13 protein-coding genes and 5 tRNA genes are annotated in these 16395 nt (G+C 53.9%); 15 read left to right on the top strand and 3 right to left on the bottom strand.

The annotated features are described in order from the left end of the window. Positions 1–203 precede the first annotated feature (203 nt). Positions 204–2483 carry a molybdopterin guanine dinucleotide-containing S/N-oxide reductase gene (locus BJP35_RS04350; protein WP_047742831.1) on the top strand — a complete coding sequence of 760 codons (2280 nt, stop codon included), beginning with the start codon at positions 204–206 and terminating at the stop codon, positions 2481–2483. Here BJP35_RS04350 and BJP35_RS04355 read toward each other — a convergent pair. Next, positions 2452–2892: an N-acetyltransferase gene (locus BJP35_RS04355; protein ID WP_047742822.1), complete on the bottom strand. Its 441-nt coding sequence runs from the start codon at positions 2890–2892 to the stop codon at positions 2452–2454. The genes BJP35_RS04350 and BJP35_RS04355 overlap by 32 nt on opposite strands. Further along, on the bottom strand, positions 2870–3451 hold the full coding sequence (tag, locus tag BJP35_RS04360; protein WP_014168140.1) for a DNA-3-methyladenine glycosylase I: 582 nt from the start codon (positions 3449–3451) through the stop codon (positions 2870–2872). The genes BJP35_RS04355 and tag overlap by 23 nt, the downstream gene beginning before the upstream one ends. Before the next feature lie 162 nt (positions 3452–3613). Here tag and BJP35_RS04365 point away from each other — a divergent pair, with 162 nt between their 5' ends. The 9 genes from BJP35_RS04365 to dppF all read left to right on the top strand — a co-directional run bounded on the left by BJP35_RS04365 (position 3614) and on the right by dppF (position 14182). Then, entirely contained in the window at positions 3614–4312 is a 699-nt protein-coding gene (locus tag BJP35_RS04365; protein WP_047742823.1) for an autotransporter domain-containing protein, read from the top strand. A gap of 238 nt (positions 4313–4550) precedes the next feature. Beyond that, on the top strand, positions 4551–5753 hold the full coding sequence (locus tag BJP35_RS04370) for an MFS transporter (protein WP_047742824.1): 1203 nt from the start codon (positions 4551–4553) through the stop codon (positions 5751–5753). A 241-nt stretch (positions 5754–5994) separates the two neighbouring features. After that, positions 5995–7689: a kdo(2)-lipid A phosphoethanolamine 7''-transferase gene (eptB, locus tag BJP35_RS04375; protein WP_020882633.1), complete on the top strand. Its 1695-nt coding sequence runs from the start codon at positions 5995–5997 to the stop codon at positions 7687–7689. 91 nt (positions 7690–7780) lie between these two features. Beyond that, positions 7781–7857 (top strand) — tRNA-Pro (locus BJP35_RS04380). Positions 7858–8477: 620 nt separating this feature from the next. Further along, complete coding sequence (gene dppA, locus BJP35_RS04390; RefSeq protein WP_014168145.1) at positions 8478–10085, top strand: dipeptide ABC transporter periplasmic-binding protein DppA; 1608 nt, start codon at positions 8478–8480, stop codon at positions 10083–10085. A gap of 161 nt (positions 10086–10246) precedes the next feature. Further along, the gene (gene dppB, locus BJP35_RS04395) at positions 10247–11266 is read left to right on the top strand and encodes a dipeptide ABC transporter permease DppB (RefSeq protein ID WP_020882632.1); all 1020 of its coding nucleotides are present in this window, start codon (positions 10247–10249) and stop codon (positions 11264–11266) included. Positions 11267–11275: 9 nt separating this feature from the next. Then, on the top strand, positions 11276–12178 hold the full coding sequence (gene dppC / locus BJP35_RS04400; protein WP_014168147.1) for a dipeptide ABC transporter permease DppC: 903 nt from the start codon (positions 11276–11278) through the stop codon (positions 12176–12178). A 10-nt stretch (positions 12179–12188) separates the two neighbouring features. Then, on the top strand, positions 12189–13172 hold the full coding sequence (dppD, locus tag BJP35_RS04405; protein WP_014168148.1) for a dipeptide ABC transporter ATP-binding protein: 984 nt from the start codon (positions 12189–12191) through the stop codon (positions 13170–13172). Beyond that, positions 13169–14182, top strand: a complete 1014-nt coding sequence (gene dppF / locus BJP35_RS04410) for a dipeptide ABC transporter ATP-binding subunit DppF (RefSeq protein WP_032679976.1) — start codon at positions 13169–13171, stop codon at positions 14180–14182. The genes dppD and dppF overlap by 4 nt, the downstream gene beginning before the upstream one ends. A 50-nt stretch (positions 14183–14232) precedes the next feature. Here the strand turns inward: dppF and coaA are convergent, their stop codons facing one another. Then, positions 14233–15183: a type I pantothenate kinase gene (gene coaA / locus BJP35_RS04415; protein WP_025206418.1), complete on the bottom strand. Its 951-nt coding sequence runs from the start codon at positions 15181–15183 to the stop codon at positions 14233–14235. 315 nt (positions 15184–15498) lie between these two features. Between coaA and BJP35_RS04420 the strand changes: the two genes are divergently transcribed. The 5 genes from BJP35_RS04420 to BJP35_RS04440 form a co-directional block, all read left to right on the top strand. After that, positions 15499–15574: transfer RNA gene (locus BJP35_RS04420), tRNA-Thr, on the top strand. A gap of 8 nt (positions 15575–15582) precedes the next feature. Beyond that, positions 15583–15667: transfer RNA gene (locus BJP35_RS04425), tRNA-Tyr, on the top strand. Positions 15668–15783: 116 nt separating this feature from the next. Beyond that, a tRNA-Gly gene (locus BJP35_RS04430) sits at positions 15784–15858 on the top strand. A 6-nt stretch (positions 15859–15864) separates the two neighbouring features. Beyond that, positions 15865–15940, top strand: a tRNA-Thr gene (locus BJP35_RS04435). 118 nt (positions 15941–16058) lie between these two features. Continuing rightward, on the top strand, positions 16059–16395 hold a 337-nt coding region (locus BJP35_RS04440; RefSeq protein WP_019725119.1), incomplete at its 3' end, for a GTP-binding protein.

Here is a 16395-nt window from a genome sequence, read left to right on the forward strand (position 1 = left end):
TTAATCCTTTTTATTCTTTGCCACGACGCGCGTGGCAGTTGATTATGACGTCCAGATACGGAGAAAATTCCGGGTATAACTCTGAAATTTGTGACAAACCATAAACTGCCTCACTAAGAAGGCCGTAAAACCTGCACGCAACCAGGAGCGCACGCTTGAGCACCTCAACAAAAACGATTCTGACCGCCGCCCACTGGGGGCCGATGCTGGTCGAAACCGATGGCGAAAATGTTCTGTCGTCTCGCGGGGCATTGCCAACGCAACATCCCAACTCTTTACAGACCGTCGTTCGCGATCAGGTGCACAGCAAAACGCGCGTGCGCTGGCCGATGGTGCGTAAAGGATTTCTGGCTTCGCCAGACAAGCCGCAGGGTATTCGTGGTCAGGATGAGTTTGTCCGGGTGAGCTGGGATGACGCGCTGGCGCTGATCCATGCGCAGCACAAACGTATCCGCGACACGTATGGCCCGTCGTCCATTTTTGCCGGATCTTACGGCTGGCGGTCAAACGGCGTGCTGCATAAGGCTTCAACGTTACTTCAGCGCTATATGAGTCTGGCCGGGGGGTATACCGGGCATCTTGGGGATTACTCCACCGGCGCAGCGCAGGCGATCATGCCCTACGTGGTGGGCGGTAACGAAGTGTATCAGCAGCAGACCAGCTGGCCGCTGGTGCTGGAGCACACCGATGTGGTGGTGCTGTGGAGCGCCAACCCGCTCAACACCCTGAAAATCGCGTGGAATGCCAGTGACGAGCAGGGGATCCCGTATTTCGATGCGCTGCGTAAAAGCGGCAAGCGCATTATCTGCATTGACCCGATGCGCTCTGAAACCATGGACTTCTTCGGCGACAGCGCCGAGTGGATTGCCCCGCATATGGGCACCGACGTGGCGATGATGCTGGGCATTGCCCATACGCTGGTGGAGAACGGCTGGCACGATACCGGGTTCCTCGCACGCTGTACCACCGGTTTTGACAACTTCGCCGACTATCTGACGGGCAATACAGACGGTATGGCCAAAACGGCAGAGTGGGCGGCAGAGATTTGTGGGGTTCCTGCGGCCAAACTGCGTGAACTGGCGGCGTTATTCCACCAAAACACCACGATGTTAATGTCCGGATGGGGGATGCAGCGCCAGCAGTTCGGTGAGCAGAAACACTGGATGCTCGTGACGCTGGCCGCGATGCTTGGGCAGATTGGTACGCCGGGCGGTGGGTTTGGTCTCTCTTATCACTTCGCCAATGGCGGCAACCCGACCCGCAAAGCGGCAGTGCTGGCTTCTCTGCAGGGCTCGGTTCAGGGCGGTGTGGATGCCGTGGATAAAATCCCGGTGGCGCGCATTGTTGAAGCCCTGGAAAACCCGGGCGGGTTTTATCAGCATAACGGTCTGGATCGCCACTTCCCGGATATCCGGTTTGTCTGGTGGGCCGGCGGCGCGAACTTTACTCATCACCAGGACACGAATCGCCTGATCCGCGCCTGGCAGAAGCCAGAACTGGTGGTTATCTCAGAATGCTTCTGGACCGCCTCAGCCAAACATGCCGATATTGTGCTGCCGGCGACCACCTCGTTTGAGCGTAACGACCTCACCATGACCGGTGACTACAGCAATCAGCATATGGTACCGATGAAGCGCGTCGTGGCACCGCGTGATGAGGCGCGTGATGATTTTGAGGTGTTTGCTGAGCTGAGCGAGTTGTGGGAAACGGGGGGGCGCGAGCGTTTTACCGAGGGCAAAACGGATTTGCAGTGGCTGGAGACGTTCTACCAGATTGCCGGTCAGCGCGGGGCCCCGCAGGGCGTGACGCTGCCGCCATTTGCGCAGTTCTGGGAAGCGAACCAGATTATTGAGATGCCGGAGAGCGAACAGAATGCGCAGTTTGTTCGCTTCGCCGATTTCCGCCGCGACCCGGAGAACCATCCGCTGAAAACCGAGAGCGGGAAGATTGTGATCTACAGCGAGCGTATCGCCCAATTTAAGTATGCCGACTGTCCGGCGCATCCAACGTGGCTTGAGCCGGACGAGTGGCACGGTAATGCCCAGCCGGAACAGCTGCAGGTGTTATCGGCCCATCCTGCCCATCGCCTGCACAGCCAGCTTAACTATTCATCACTGCGCGAGCGGTATGCGGTTGCCGGGCGAGAGCCCGTGACCCTGAACAGCGCAGATGCGCGCGCGCGTGGGATCGTTGACGGTGACGTGGTTCGCGTCTGGAATCAGCGTGGCCAGGTGCTGGCAGGGGCGGTAGTGAGCGACGGGATTAAACCTGGCGTTATCTGCATTCACCAGGGGGCATGGCCAGACCTGGAGCCGAGCGAAGGCGGTATTTGTAAAAACGGTGCAGTAAACGTTCTGACCAAAGATCTCCCCAGCTCGAAGCTGGGGAATGGCTGCGCGGGGAACACGGCGCTGGCCTGGGTCGAGAAATATCAGGGACCCGAGCTTACGCTCACGGCGTTTGATCCGCCTGCCAGCTCATGATCCACGTTGGGTGCTGAGTGTCATCCTGCCAGGCGCTGTCTTCAATGCGAAAACCCTGTGCATGATAGAAATTCACCGCCCGGACATTTTTCTGGTAGACCTCCAGGCTTAAATACGGGAAGCGCTGTTGAACATGGTGCAGCAGCGCACGCCCAATCCCCCGACCAATAAAGTCAGTTGAAACAAACAGCGCGCCCACAAACTGGGACTGCATGACGCTGATAAAGCCGCGCGGCATTCCATCCTCTTCCCATACCCAGGTTTCGGCGGCGGGCAGGTAAACATCCCGCACCATACCTTCGTTCTCTTTCCAGTAGCTTGCGCTGATAAACGGGTGCGCCTCCGTGGTGCTTTCAAGCCACAGACTCAGGAGTGGCCCGGCATTATCACTTTCCCATTTGCGGATCATGGTGCCTCCCTGGATGACAGACGCAGCCGGTAACGTGGTCGTTGACCAGGCCACAGGCCTGCATAAAGGCGTAACAGATGGTGGAGCCGACAAATTTAAAGCCGCGTTTTTTTAGCGCTTTAGAGAGCGCATCCGACGCCGGGGTGGAGGCCGGGATTTCCGCGAGCGTGGCGGCCTGGGTAATTTGCGGCGTGTTGTTCACAAACGTCCAGACAAATTCTGAGAACGGTTCTCCGTTTTGCTCCATCGCCAGATAAGCGCGCGCGTTACCAATGATGGCCTGGATCTTACCGCGATGGCGGATGATGCCTGCATCCTGGACCAGCCGTTCCACATCGTCCTCGGTCATGGCAGCGACGGCGACCGGATCGAACTGATGGAAGGCATTACGGTAGTTTTCCCGTTTCTTAAGCACCGTAATCCATGACAAGCCCGCCTGTTGACCTTCCAGGCAGATCATCTCAAAAAGCTTTTTCCCTTCTGTCTCCGGTACGCCCCATTCCCGATCGTGATAGTCGATATAAAGCTGATCCTGGCTTACCCAACCGCAACGCTGCATCGGTTATCTCCCTTAATGAAACGGTTATCGCAAAATTTTCATTCTGTCAGGCTTGACGTGTCTACTATAAAGACAATAGTTAATACAGGGCCATATGCCCGCAAAACTCTTCCTAAACAATGACAAATATCGCCGAATTCGGCTCTCTCTGGAGTCGCTTTGATGATGATAAAAAAAATCAGTGGTCGCCATGCTGTTTCTGGCCTGGCGGGGATTTCAGCCTGTCTGTTTTTTTGTAATACAGCATTTGCCTGGCAACAGGAATATATCGTTTCAGACGCCCAAAGTAATACGGCGGAACGCTATACATGGGATGCGGATCACCAACCGCGTTATGAGGATATTCTCGCCGAGCGGATTCAGTCCTCACAAAATGCCCCCGGACTTGCGCTGAGTTTACCATCGGGTTCCACGCTGGCAGGGGCCATGAGCGTGGGCTGGAACATTCCGGTGTCAGGGCGTATCACGACCGGTCCGGTGATGGCGTGGCGTTATGACGGCACGGCACCGATGATGATCAACGAATTTGGTGACAGCGCGACGACGCAGGGGCTTACCGACCCACTCTGGCATGCCAGCGTCAGCACGCTCGGCTGGCGCGTGGATACACAGTACGGCGAGCTTCGCCCGTGGGCGCAGATAAGCTATAACCAGCAGTTTGGTGAAAACCAGTGGAAATCCCAGTTTGGGATGCCACAGACGCCGGCACCGGCACAAAGCGGCAACTGGATGGATGTAACCGTCGGAACGGATATTCCGTTTAACACGCATATGGCGGCCTATGCGTCGTTAGCACAAGGGGAATACACCACCACGGGTGAGGAGTTTATGTACACCCTTGGCGTGAGCGCTAATTTTTAAGGTTGTTACTTTTTTAAACGTGCCGATAACATCCTCAATACAATAGCCGTGGGGGTTGTAGCGATAGCAGTCACTAACACGCTGTCGCTTCATTCCCCGGCAAGGTCATTCATTCCCGATTTATGGCATTTCATTCCATTCCTCCTGCATTTCATGCCGTTTTACCCCAGGCATATTAAGGTTTTGTTTATCGTTGTCCTCAGCGAATTCCCTTACTTTCTCTTGCAGGACAACTGCCATGAACACATCAACTTACAACCGTACGCGCTGGCTAACGCTTTTTGGCACCATCGTGACCCAGTTTGCGCTGGGGTCGGTCTATACCTGGAGCCTGTTTAACAGTGCACTTTCCGATAAGCTTGGTGCACCGGTCAGCCAGGTGGCGTTCTCCTTCGGCTTGCTGAGCCTCGGGCTGGCACTTTCATCTTCCGTCGCGGGAAAATTGCAGGAGCGATTCGGCGTGAAGCGGGTGACGATGGCATCCGGTATCCTGCTGGGCGTGGGCTTTTTCCTGACGGCGCATTCCAGCAGCCTGATGATGCTGTGGCTGAGCGCCGGGGTGCTGGTGGGACTTGCCGACGGTGCAGGTTATCTGCTGACTCTGTCAAACTGTGTCAAGTGGTTCCCGGAACGTAAAGGTTTAATCTCTGCGTTTGCCATCGGGTCCTATGGCCTGGGGAGCCTCGGTTTTAAATTTATTGATTCCCACCTGCTTGCTTCCGTGGGGCTCGAAAAAACGTTCATGATCTGGGGCGCTATCGTTCTGGTCATGATCCTGTTCGGCGCCACGCTGATGAAAGATGCGCCGCAGCAGGAAGTGAAAACCGTTAACGGTGTGGTGGAGAATGATTTCACCCTCGCGCAGTCTATGCGTCAACCACAGTACTGGATGCTGGCGGTCATGTTTCTGACAGCCTGCATGAGCGGTCTGTATGTGATTGGGGTGGCGAAAGATATTGCTCAGGGAATGGTGAAACTGGATGCGGCAACAGCGGCGAATGCGGTCACCGTCATCTCCATTGCCAACCTCTCTGGCCGTCTGGTGCTCGGGATTCTGTCTGACAAAATTGCCCGTATCCGCGTGATTACCATCGGGCAGGTTGTCTCGCTGGTGGGGATGGCGGCGCTGTTGTTTGCCCCACTGAACGAAGCCACGTTCTTCGCCGCAATTGCCTGTGTGGCCTTTAATTTCGGCGGCACGATTACCGTCTTCCCGTCGCTGGTCAGTGAGTTCTTCGGCCTGAACAATCTGGCGAAAAACTACGGCGTTATCTATCTGGGCTTTGGCATCGGCAGTATCTGCGGCTCGTTAATCGCCTCGCTGTTCGGTGGGTTCTATGTGACCTTCTGCGTGATATTTGCTTTGCTGATAATCTCGCTGGCCTTGTCGACCACTATTCGCCAGCCGCAGCGTGAAGTCTTTAACGAAGTGCATGCCTGATTTATCGCTAAGAGGCCTTTACGGCCTCTTTTTTATGGTCGTCCAAAGTATGCCTGGTCGTGTTATTTTGTAAAAAAATGCACCGATCACATTCTCTGCTGCCACTTTTCTCTCCCGCTGTGGTCTACTTAACGCGCTTGTAGACGTTTCTGATAACGGTTTCTTACGCACTTACTTACTCTGTCTGCTTTCTCATCGAGATTAAGCGGGTCTCTATACCCCTTTCCCCAGGGTTGTTTGCATGAAATACATTAGGTCTCTTACCCAGCAAAGATTGTGTCTGATGCTGGCTGTCTATATCGGTTTATTTCTGAATGGCGCGGTGTTGTTCAGAAGAGTGGAAGGTTATTTAGAACATCTCACCGTAAGAAATGGAATTTTTGCCGCAATTGAAGTGTTCGGTTCCGTTCTCGCCACATTCTTCCTGTTACGCCTGCTCTCACTCTTCGGCCGACGCACCTGGCAAATTTTGGCCTCACTGGTGGTAATTATTTCCGCCGCTGCCAGTTATTACATGACCTTTATGAATGTCGTTATTGGCTACGGCATCGTCGCGTCGGTAATGACAACGGATATCGACCTCTCGAAAGAGGTGGTTGGAAAAGGGTTTATCGTCTGGACGGTATTAACCTGCCTGATCCCGCTCTTCTTTATCTGGAGTAATACCTGCCGCTATACGTTGCTGCGCCAGCTTCGCACCCGTGGGCAGCGAATCAGGAATATCGCCGTCGTTGTGCTGGCGGCCTTGCTGGTATGGGCACCCATCCGCTTGATGGAAAAACAGCAAAAACGAATCGAAAAAGCAACGGGCGTGGATATGCCAAGCTATGGCGGCGTGGTAGCAAACTCCTACCTGCCCTCCAACTGGATTTCAGCGCTGGGTCTTTATGCCTGGGCGCAGGCGGATGAATCAAGTGATGTGAAATCGCTCATCAACCCAATGAAAAAATTCAGTTACGAAGCGCCGGGTAACCAACTCGATGATACCTATGTTGTCTTTGTTATTGGTGAAACGACGCGCTGGGATCATATGGGCATCCTCGGTTATGACCGGGATACCACGCCAAAACTGGCGCAGGAAAAGAACCTGGTGGCTTACCGGGGGTATTCTTGCGATACCGCAACCAAGCTCTCGCTGCGTTGTATGTTTGTTCGTGAAGGCGGTGCCAGTGATAACCCACAGCGTACCCTGAAAGAGCAGAACGTATTTGCGGTACTGAAGCAGCTCGGTTTCAGCTCCGATTTATTCGCGATGCAAAGTGAGATGTGGTTCTACACCAACACGCTGGCGGACAACATCTCGTATCGCGAGCAGATTGGCGCCGAACCACGTAACCGCGGCAAGAACGTGGATGACATGTTGCTCCTTGAGGAGATGTCACAGTCCCTGAAGAGCCATCCGCAGGGTAAACATCTGGTTATCCTGCATACTAAAGGCTCCCATTACAGCTATTACCAGCGTTACACGCGTGATTTTGCGAAGTGGCAGCCGGAGTGTGTAGGTATCAATAAAGACTGCAGCAAGCAGGAACTGATCAATGCCTATGATAACTCGGTTCTGTATGTGGATACGTTCCTGAGCCGGGTGATTGACCAGCTTCGTGATAAGAAAGCGATTGTTATTTATGCTGCTGACCACGGAGAGTCAATCAACGAGAAAGAGCATTTGCACGGTACGCCGCGCAAGCTGGCACCGCCTGAGCAATTCCGTGTACCGATGATCATGTGGATGTCGGACAAGTACCTCGAAGACCCGGAGAAAGCGAAGATGTTTGCCCACCTGAAAAAAGAGGCAGACATGAAGGTGCCGCGTCGTCATGTTGAGCTGTACGACACCATTTTGGGTTGCCTGGGTTATACCTCTCCTGACGGCGGTATCAACGAAAATAACAACTGGTGCAAACTCCCTGATAGCAAGGCGAAAGCCGCGCAGTAACGCGTCTGGCGAGAATATCGCCAGTTGAAGGGCTTTTTTAATTTAAGGGATTGACGGGGGCGCACCTCAGCAGTAAGATGCGCTCCGCATTCGGCGAGTAGCGCAGCTTGGTAGCGCAACTGGTTTGGGACCAGTGGGTCGGAGGTTCGAATCCTCTCTCGCCGACCACATTTAAAGAAGGGCTAACCGCAAGGTTAGCCCTTTTTGCATTAGCAGCTTACTCATCCTGATTCACCAAAACGCCCCTTATCCCGCCTTCTTCCTGTCTGTTAACGATTTTGTGACATAATCCATTGTATTTTTTTATATATAGATTGATCTTTTTTCGCGTTGCTTATGGATAACCTCAGCATTTTTCGCTGTGCGTTTTAACGTTCGCGGTATTTAGTGCTCAGATAATCACCGTTCTGCAAGAAAATTTACCCGATCTGAATAAAAGTTAATCACTGATTGTTGCGAAATATGAAGATAATTGTGCTGCAACATAGCGAGTAGCATAAATTTCCCTGCTGAAAACTGGCATACATAGTTTTTTTAATCTTTGTTTGCGGTTTCTCACACTCAGCGTAAATCCCCGTCACCTGTATTGACGTTTTCACATTCTGTTGACAGATTGTAGGGCATGAGGGGCATTTCAGGGACGATCTGCGCTGCAACTCAAACGCTCTTCTGAAAGGATTCTCCATCCCTTAAACGCCTTCGGGCATCACCGACCGGACCGGGTAAAAAATAAATAAAGGTCTGGCGGCGTAACACAACAAAGCAAAACATCACATTGGAGCAGAATAATGAGTATTTCCTTGAAGAAGTCAGGGATGCTGAAGCTTGGTCTGAGCCTGGTGGCTATGACCGTGGCAGCAAGCGTACAGGCAAAAACCCTGGTTTACTGTTCTGAAGGCTCGCCGGAAGGCTTTAACCCACAGCTCTTTACCTCTGGTACGACTTACGACGCAAGCTCTGTGCCTATCTATAACCGTCTGGTTGAATTCAAAACCGGTACCACGGAAGTGATCCCAGGTCTGGCGGAGAAGTGGGACGTCAGCGAAGACGGTAAGACCTATACCTTCCACCTGCGCCAGGGTGTGAAGTGGCAGGACAATAAAGAATTCAAACCAACGCGCGATTTTAACGCCGATGACGTTGTGTTCTCCTTCGACCGTCAGAAAAACGCTCAGAACCCGTATCACAAAGTGTCTGGCGGCAGCTATGAATACTTCGAAGGCATGGGCCTGCAGGACCTGATCGCTGAAGTGAAAAAAGTGGACGATAAAACCGTTCAGTTCGTGCTGACGCGTCCGGAAGCACCATTCCTGGCTGACCTGGCTATGGACTTCGCCTCTATTCTGTCTAAAGAGTACGCGGACAACATGCTGAAAGCCGGCACCCCGGAGAAAGTGGACCTGAACCCAATCGGTACCGGTCCGTTCCAGCTTCTGCAGTACCAGAAAGATTCCCGTATTTTGTATAAAGCCTTCCCGGGCTTCTGGGGCACCAAGCCGCAGATCGACCGTCTGGTCTTCTCCATCACGCCTGATGCTTCTGTGCGTTACGCAAAACTGCAGAAAAATGAATGCCAGGTCATGCCATACCCGAACCCGGCTGACATCGCGCGCATGAAGCAGGATAAAAACATCAACCTGCTGGAGCAGGCTGGTCTGAACGTGGGTTACCTCTCCTTCAACACCGAGAAGAAACCGTTTGATGACGTGAAAGTCCGTCAGGCGCTGACCTATGCGGTGAATAAAGAAGCGATCATTAAAGCGGTCTATCAGGGCGCGGGTGTTGCCGCCAAGAACCTGATCCCACCAACCATGTGGGGCTATAACGACGACGTTAAAGACTACACCTACGATCCTGAGAAAGCGAAAGCGCTGCTGAAAGAAGCAGGCCAGGAGAAAGGCTTTACCGTTGAGCTGTGGGCGATGCCAGTACAGCGTCCGTATAACCCGAACGCACGCCGTATGGCTGAAATGGTTCAGGCTGACTGGGCTAAAGTGGGCGTTCAGGCCAAGATTGTGACCTACGAGTGGGGCGAGTATCTGAAGCGTGCCAAAGCGGGTGAGCATCAGGCGGTGATGATGGGCTGGACCGGTGACAATGGGGATCCGGACAACTTCTTCGCTACCCTGTTCAGCTGTGCTGCTGCGAAAGACGGTTCTAACTACTCTCGCTGGTGCTATAAGCCGTTTGAAGACCTGATCCAGCCGGCGCGTGCGACCGACGATCACAACAAACGTATCGAGCTGTACAAACAGGCTCAGGTTGTGATGCACGATCAGGCTCCGGCTCTGATTGTGGCTCACTCCACCGTGTACGAACCAGTGCGTAAAGAAGTGAAGGGCTACGTGGTTGATCCACTGGGCAAACACCACTTCGAAAACGTCTCTGTTGAATAATAAGTAGGGTGTTCTCCCTCTCCTTCACGGAGAGGGCAGGGGTGAGGGCGTGCATGCATTCCCTCACCCTAATCCTCTCCTGAAGAGAGAGGGAATTTACATTTGTGAGCAATACAGACGTCACGCCAACTGGTTGTACGTCATCAGAGAGAATCCGGGTTATGTTGCAGTTCATCCTCCGACGTCTGGGACTTGTTATCCCCACGTTTATCGGTATCACCCTTCTCACTTTTGCCTTCGTCCATATGATCCCCGGCGACCCGGTAATGATTATGGCGGGCGAGCGTGGTATTTCACCTGAACGCCATGCACAGCTGCTGGCTGAGCTTGGCCTGAACAAACCACTGTGGCAGCAATACCTCAACTATATCTGGGGCGTGTTGCACGGTGATTTAGGGATTTCGCTGAAAAGCCGTCTTCCGGTGTGGGACGAGTTCGTGCCGCGTTTTAAAGCGACACTGGAGCTTGGTGTCTGCGCCATGATTTTCGCCACTGCGGTGGGTATCCCTGTTGGGGTCCTGGCTGCCGTGAAACGTGGCTCTATTTTCGACCATACGGCTGTTGGCCTGGCGCTGACGGGTTACTCCATGCCTATCTTCTGGTGGGGCATGATGCTGATCATGCTGGTCTCGGTGCAGCTAAACCTGACGCCGGTCTCCGGACGCGTCAGCGATATGGTCTTCCTGGATGATACGAATCCTCTGACCGGTTTTATGCTGATCGATACGGCTATCTGGGGCGAAGAGGGTAACTTCATTGATGCGGTGGCACATATGATCCTGCCTGCGATGGTGCTCGGTACCATTCCTCTGGCGGTTATCGTGCGTATGACCCGTTCTTCAATGCTGGAAGTGTTGGGTGAGGATTACATTCGCACCGCACGCGCCAAAGGTCTGACGCGTATGCGCGTCATTATCGTTCACGCCCTGCGTAACGCCATGCTGCCGGTGGTGACCGTCATTGGTCTGCAGGTGGGGACGTTGCTGGCGGGGGCGATCCTGACCGAAACCATCTTCTCCTGGCCGGGCCTCGGACGCTGGCTGATTGACGCACTGCAACGCCGTGATTATCCGGTAGTGCAGGGCGGGGTATTGCTGGTCGCGACGATGATTATTCTCGTCAACCTGCTGGTCGATTTGCTCTACGGCGTGGTGAACCCGCGTATTCGTCATAAGAAGTAAGGGGCCATCATGTCACACGTTTCTGAAAATAAAGTGGTTACTGCACCGGTTCCCATGACGCCGCTGCAGGAATTCTGGCACTACTTCAAGCGCAACAAAGGCGCGGTGGTGGGGCTGGTTTATGTCTCTGTCATGATCCTGATTGCGGTGTTTGCCAACGTACTTGCACCGTATAACCCGGCGGATCAGTTCCGTGATGCGTTGCTGGCACCGCCAGCATGGCAGGATGGCGGTAGCCTGTCGCACCTGCTGGGTACCGATGACGTGGGCCGCGATGTGCTGTCGCGTCTGATGTACGGTGCGCGTCTGTCGCTGCTGGTCGGCTGCCTGGTGGTCGTGTTGTCGCTGGTTATGGGGATCGTACTCGGTCTGGTTGCCGGCTACTTCGGCGGCATTATCGATAACATCATCATGCGTATCGTCGATATCATGCTGGCGCTGCCCAGCTTGCTGTTGGCGCTGGTTCTGGTGGCGATTTTTGGTCCGTCGATCAGTAACGCCGCGCTGGCATTAACCTTCGTGGCGCTTCCCCACTATGTGCGACTCACACGTGCGGCGGTGCTGGTGGAAGTAAACCGCGACTACGTAACGGCCTCCCGCGTGGCGGGGGCTGGCGCGATGCGTCAAATGTTCGTCAACATCTTCCCGAACTGCCTGGCGCCGCTGATTGTTCAGGCGTCGCTCGGTTTCTCTAACGCCATTCTTGATATGGCCGCTCTTGGCTTCCTGGGCATGGGTGCGCAGCCGCCAACACCGGAGTGGGGCACCATGCTCTCCGATGTGTTGCAGTTCGCCCAAAGCGCCTGGTGGGTTGTGACCTTCCCGGGTCTGGCAATCCTGCTGACGGTGCTGGCATTTAACCTGATGGGTGATGGCCTGCGTGATGCACTTGATCCCAAACTGAAGCAGTAAGAGGCACGAGATGGCGTTATTAAATGTAGATAAATTATCGGTGCACTTCGGAGACGAAGGCACTCCGTTTCGCGCCGTGGACCGCATCAGCTACAGCGTAAATCAGGGCGAAGTGGTCGGCATTGTGGGTGAGTCGGGTTCCGGTAAGTCGGTCAGTTCACTGGCCATCATGGGGCTGATTGATTATCCCGGCCGCGTCATGGCCGAAAGTCTGGAGTTTAACGGTCAGGACCTGCAGCGTATCTCCGAAAAGCAGCGCCGCCAGCTGGTTGGTGCGGAAGTGGCGATGATCTTCCAGGACCCAATGACCAGCCTGAACCCTTGTTACACCGTGGGATTCCAAATTATGGAAGCCATCAAGGTGCACCAGGGCGGAAATAAGAAGACCCGGCGTCAGCGTGCGATCGATCTGCTAAATCAGGTCGGTATCCCTGACCCGGCATCGCGTCTGGACGTTTACCCGCACCAGCTCTCCGGTGGGATGAGCCAGCGTGTGATGATCGCCATGGCGATTGCCTGTCGGCCAAAACTGCTGATCGCGGATGAACCGACAACGGCACTGGACGTGACTATCCAGGCGCAGATCATCGAGCTGCTGCTGGAACTGCAGCAGAAAGAGAACATGGCGCTGGTGCTGATTACGCATGACCTGGCGCTGGTGGCCGAAGCGGCGCACAAAATTATCGTGATGTACGCAGGTCAGGTGGTCGAGACTGGACATTCGCACGATATTTTCCGCGCGCCGCGTCACCCGTATACGCAGGCGCTTTTGCGTGCGCTGCCGGAGTTTGCCCAGGACAAAGCACGCCTGGCATCACTTCCGGGCGTCGTACCGGGTAAATATGACCGACCGCAGGGCTGCCTGCTTAATCCGCGTTGTCCGTATGCTACAGACAAATGTCGTGCAGAAGAGCCAGAGCTCAATCTGCTTGCTGACGGTCGTCAGTCGAAATGCCACTACCCACTCGATGATGCCGGGAGGCCAACACTATGAGTACGCAACAGGCCACCACGCAACAACCGCTGTTGCAGGCTATCGACCTGAAAAAATACTATCCGGTGAAGAAGGGGCTGTTTGCGCCTGAACGCCTGGTGAAAGCGCTGGATGGCGTCTCCTTTACCCTTGAACGCGGCAAAACGCTGGCGGTGGTCGGTGAGTCAGGCTGTGGCAAATCGACGTTGGGTCGTTTGCTGACGATGATTGAAGTCCCCACTGGCGGTGAGCTCTATTATCAGGGACAGGACCTGCTCAAGCACGATCCGCAGGCGCAGAAACTGCGCCGTCAGAAAATCCAGATTGTGTTCCAGAATCCGTACGGATCGTTGAACCCGCGTAAAAAAGTGGGACAGATTCTGGAAGAGCCCCTGCTGATTAACAGCAATCTGAGCAAAGAGCAGCGTCGTGAAAAAGCGCTGGCGATGATGGCGAAAGTGGGCCTGAAGACCGAGCATTACGATCGTTATCCGCATATGTTCTCTGGCGGCCAGCGCCAGCGTATCGCGATTGCGCGTGGTTTGATGCTCGACCCTGACGTGGTCATCGCCGATGAGCCGGTATCTGCCCTCGACGTTTCTGTGCGTGCGCAGGTGTTGAACCTGATGATGGATCTGCAGCAGGACATGGGGCTGTCGTACGTGTTTATTTCGCACGACCTGTCGGTTGTGGAGCACATTGCCGACGAAGTGATGGTGATGTATCTGGGGCGCTGCGTGGAGAAGGGGACAAAAGAGCAGATCTTTACTCATCCTCGTCACCCGTACACCCAGGCGCTGCTGTCTGCGACCCCGCGTCTGAACCCTGACGATCGTCGTGAGCGTATCAAGCTGACGGGTGAATTGCCCAGCCCGCTGAATCCGCCTCCAGGCTGTGCATTCAACGCCCGCTGCAGTCGCCGCTTTGGCCCGTGCACCCAGTTACAGCCACAGCTTAAGGATTATGGCGGTCAGCTGGTTGCCTGCTTCGCGGTCGATCAGGATGAGAATGGCGAAAAGCCGATGGCGTAATCCATCAATAAAAAAACCGGCGCTAAGCCGGTTTTTTTATGTCTGCGTGATTACTTGCGCAGACGGATCTGGTCAACTGCGTGTTTCTCACTCTTGGTGAGGATCAGGCTGGCGCGCTCACGGGTGGGCAGGATGTTCTCTTTCAGGTTCACGTAGTTGATCTCATTCCACAGCCCTCTCGCCACATTAATGGCTTCTTCTTCAGAAAGCTGGGCGTAGTGGTGGAAATAGGAGTCAGGATCGGTGAACGCGCCTTCACGGAACTTCAGGAAGCGGTTGATATACCAGTTCTGCAGCAGGTCTTCCGGCGCATCGACATAAATAGAGAAATCGACGAAGTCAGAGACAAACACATGATGGGGATCGTGAGGATAATCCATCCCGCTTTGCAGGACGTTTAACCCTTCGAGGATCAGGATATCCGGCTGAACCACCGTTTTGTCTCCACCCGGGATGCGATCGTAGATCAGGTGCGAATAGACCGGAGCAGTGACGTTAGGCGCGCCCGATTTCAGGTCAGAGACAAATTTCACCAGACGGTGCATATCATAAGAGAGCGGGAAGCCCTTCTTCTTCATAAGCCCGCGTTCCTTTAACACCTCATTCGGGTGCAGGAAACCGTCAGTGGTGATGAGCTCCACGCTGCGGTGTTCTGGCCAGCGGCTCAGTAACGCCTGCAATACACGTGCGGTGGTGCTTTTACCGACGGCCACGCTGCCTGCAATGCTGATGATATAAGGAATGCGTTGGCCGTTCGTCCCGAGGAACTGCTCCAGCACCGCCTGACGGCGCAGGTTGGAGCTGATATAGAAGTTAAGCAAGCGCGAGAGTGGTAAATAGATTTCTGCCACTTCTTCCAGCGACAGATCTTCGTTTATCCCCTTTAACCGTGCGATTTCGCCTTCCGTCAGCGTCATCGGGACGGAGTCACGCAGTGCAGCCCACTGGCTACGGTTAAACTGAAGATAAGGTGTCATTAACGTTTGCTCTTTTTTGCTCATAAGCATGCTTCAGTGAGCCAGCACAACACAGCGCGTCCGGGCTCAACATAGTTAATTTTGGACAATGGGCAGGAGGTTAACACCAGATGACAGGAATAATAAGAAAAAATATGGGGAAGCGATGCTTTACGCGGGAGCCATCACGATACGGTATATGTGGTGTAAATCGGGCGCCGATGTTGAATTTTTGACCTTGAGTGGATGAATTTACAGCGGTTAACCCTGGTTTCGAATAAAATGTGAGCGAAAGAACGTTTTATGCAATTTTTTAGTTGCATGACTGCGCATGTCTCCATAGAATGCGCGCTACTTGATGCCGACTTAGCTCAGTAGGTAGAGCAACTGACTTGTAATCAGTAGGTCACCAGTTCGATTCCGGTAGTCGGCACCATCAAGTCCGGTGGGGTTCCCGAGCGGCCAAAGGGAGCAGACTGTAAATCTGCCGTCACAGACTTCGAAGGTTCGAATCCTTCCCCCACCACCACTTTCTGGCAGCGTTAAGCCGCCGGAGCTGGTTTGAAAATTGAATCAGCTCGAACCTAAAAAGAGAGAAATCTCTTTTTTTGTTACAGAAAGAACTGGGTAGCCGAGTTTCAGGATGCGGGCATCGTATAATGGCTATTACCTCAGCCTTCCAAGCTGATGATGCGGGTTCGATTCCCGCTGCCCGCTCCAATACGTGCTGATATGGCTCAGTTGGTAGAGCGCACCCTTGGTAAGGGTGAGGTCCCCAGTTCGACTCTGGGTATCAGCACCACTTCACTTCTCCTTCCCGTTTCTCTCTGTTTCAATTTTACTGTATTCAACAATTCAGGCATTTCGCCTGGTTGATGTGGTGATATCACCGATTTATCCGTGTCTTAGAGGGACAATCGATGTCTAAAGAAAAGTTTGAACGTACAAAACCGCACGTTAACGTCGGTACTATCGGCCACGTTGACCATGGTAAAACAACGCTGACCGCTGCAATCACTACCGTTCTGGCTAAAACCTACGGTGGTTCTGCTCGTGCATTCGACCAGATCGATAACGCACCAGAAGAAAAAGCTCGTGGTATCACCATCAACACCTCTCACGTTGAGTACGACACCCCGACTCGCCACTACGCACACGTAGACTGCCCAGGCCACGCCGACTATGTTAAAAACATGATCACCGGTGCTGCGCAGATGGACGGCGCGATCCTGGTTGTTGCTGCGACTGACGGCCCTA

This window comes from Enterobacter sp. J49 (assembly GCF_002148625.1).
Lineage (GTDB): Bacteria > Pseudomonadota > Gammaproteobacteria > Enterobacterales > Enterobacteriaceae > Enterobacter > Enterobacter ludwigii.

Bases quoted from the DNA above. Each gene is read 5' to 3' on its own strand.
- BJP35_RS04350 (WP_047742831.1), top strand. From the start codon at position 204: ATGCTGGTCGAAACCGATGGCGAAAATGTTCTGTCGTCTCGCGGGGCA.
- BJP35_RS04355 (WP_047742822.1), bottom strand. From the start codon at position 2,892: ATGATCCGCAAATGGGAAAGTGATAATGCCGGGCCACTCCTGAGTCTG.
- tag (WP_014168140.1), bottom strand. From the start codon at position 3,451: ATGCAGCGTTGCGGTTGGGTAAGCCAGGATCAGCTTTATATCGACTAT.
- BJP35_RS04365 (WP_047742823.1), top strand. From the start codon at position 3,614: ATGATGATAAAAAAAATCAGTGGTCGCCATGCTGTTTCTGGCCTGGCG.
- BJP35_RS04370 (WP_047742824.1), top strand. From the start codon at position 4,551: ATGAACACATCAACTTACAACCGTACGCGCTGGCTAACGCTTTTTGGC.
- eptB (WP_020882633.1), top strand. From the start codon at position 5,995: ATGAAATACATTAGGTCTCTTACCCAGCAAAGATTGTGTCTGATGCTG.
- dppA (WP_014168145.1), top strand. From the start codon at position 8,478: ATGAGTATTTCCTTGAAGAAGTCAGGGATGCTGAAGCTTGGTCTGAGC.
- dppB (WP_020882632.1), top strand. From the start codon at position 10,247: ATGTTGCAGTTCATCCTCCGACGTCTGGGACTTGTTATCCCCACGTTT.
- dppC (WP_014168147.1), top strand. From the start codon at position 11,276: ATGTCACACGTTTCTGAAAATAAAGTGGTTACTGCACCGGTTCCCATG.
- dppD (WP_014168148.1), top strand. From the start codon at position 12,189: ATGGCGTTATTAAATGTAGATAAATTATCGGTGCACTTCGGAGACGAA.
- dppF (WP_032679976.1), top strand. From the start codon at position 13,169: ATGAGTACGCAACAGGCCACCACGCAACAACCGCTGTTGCAGGCTATC.
- coaA (WP_025206418.1), bottom strand. From the start codon at position 15,183: ATGAGCAAAAAAGAGCAAACGTTAATGACACCTTATCTTCAGTTTAAC.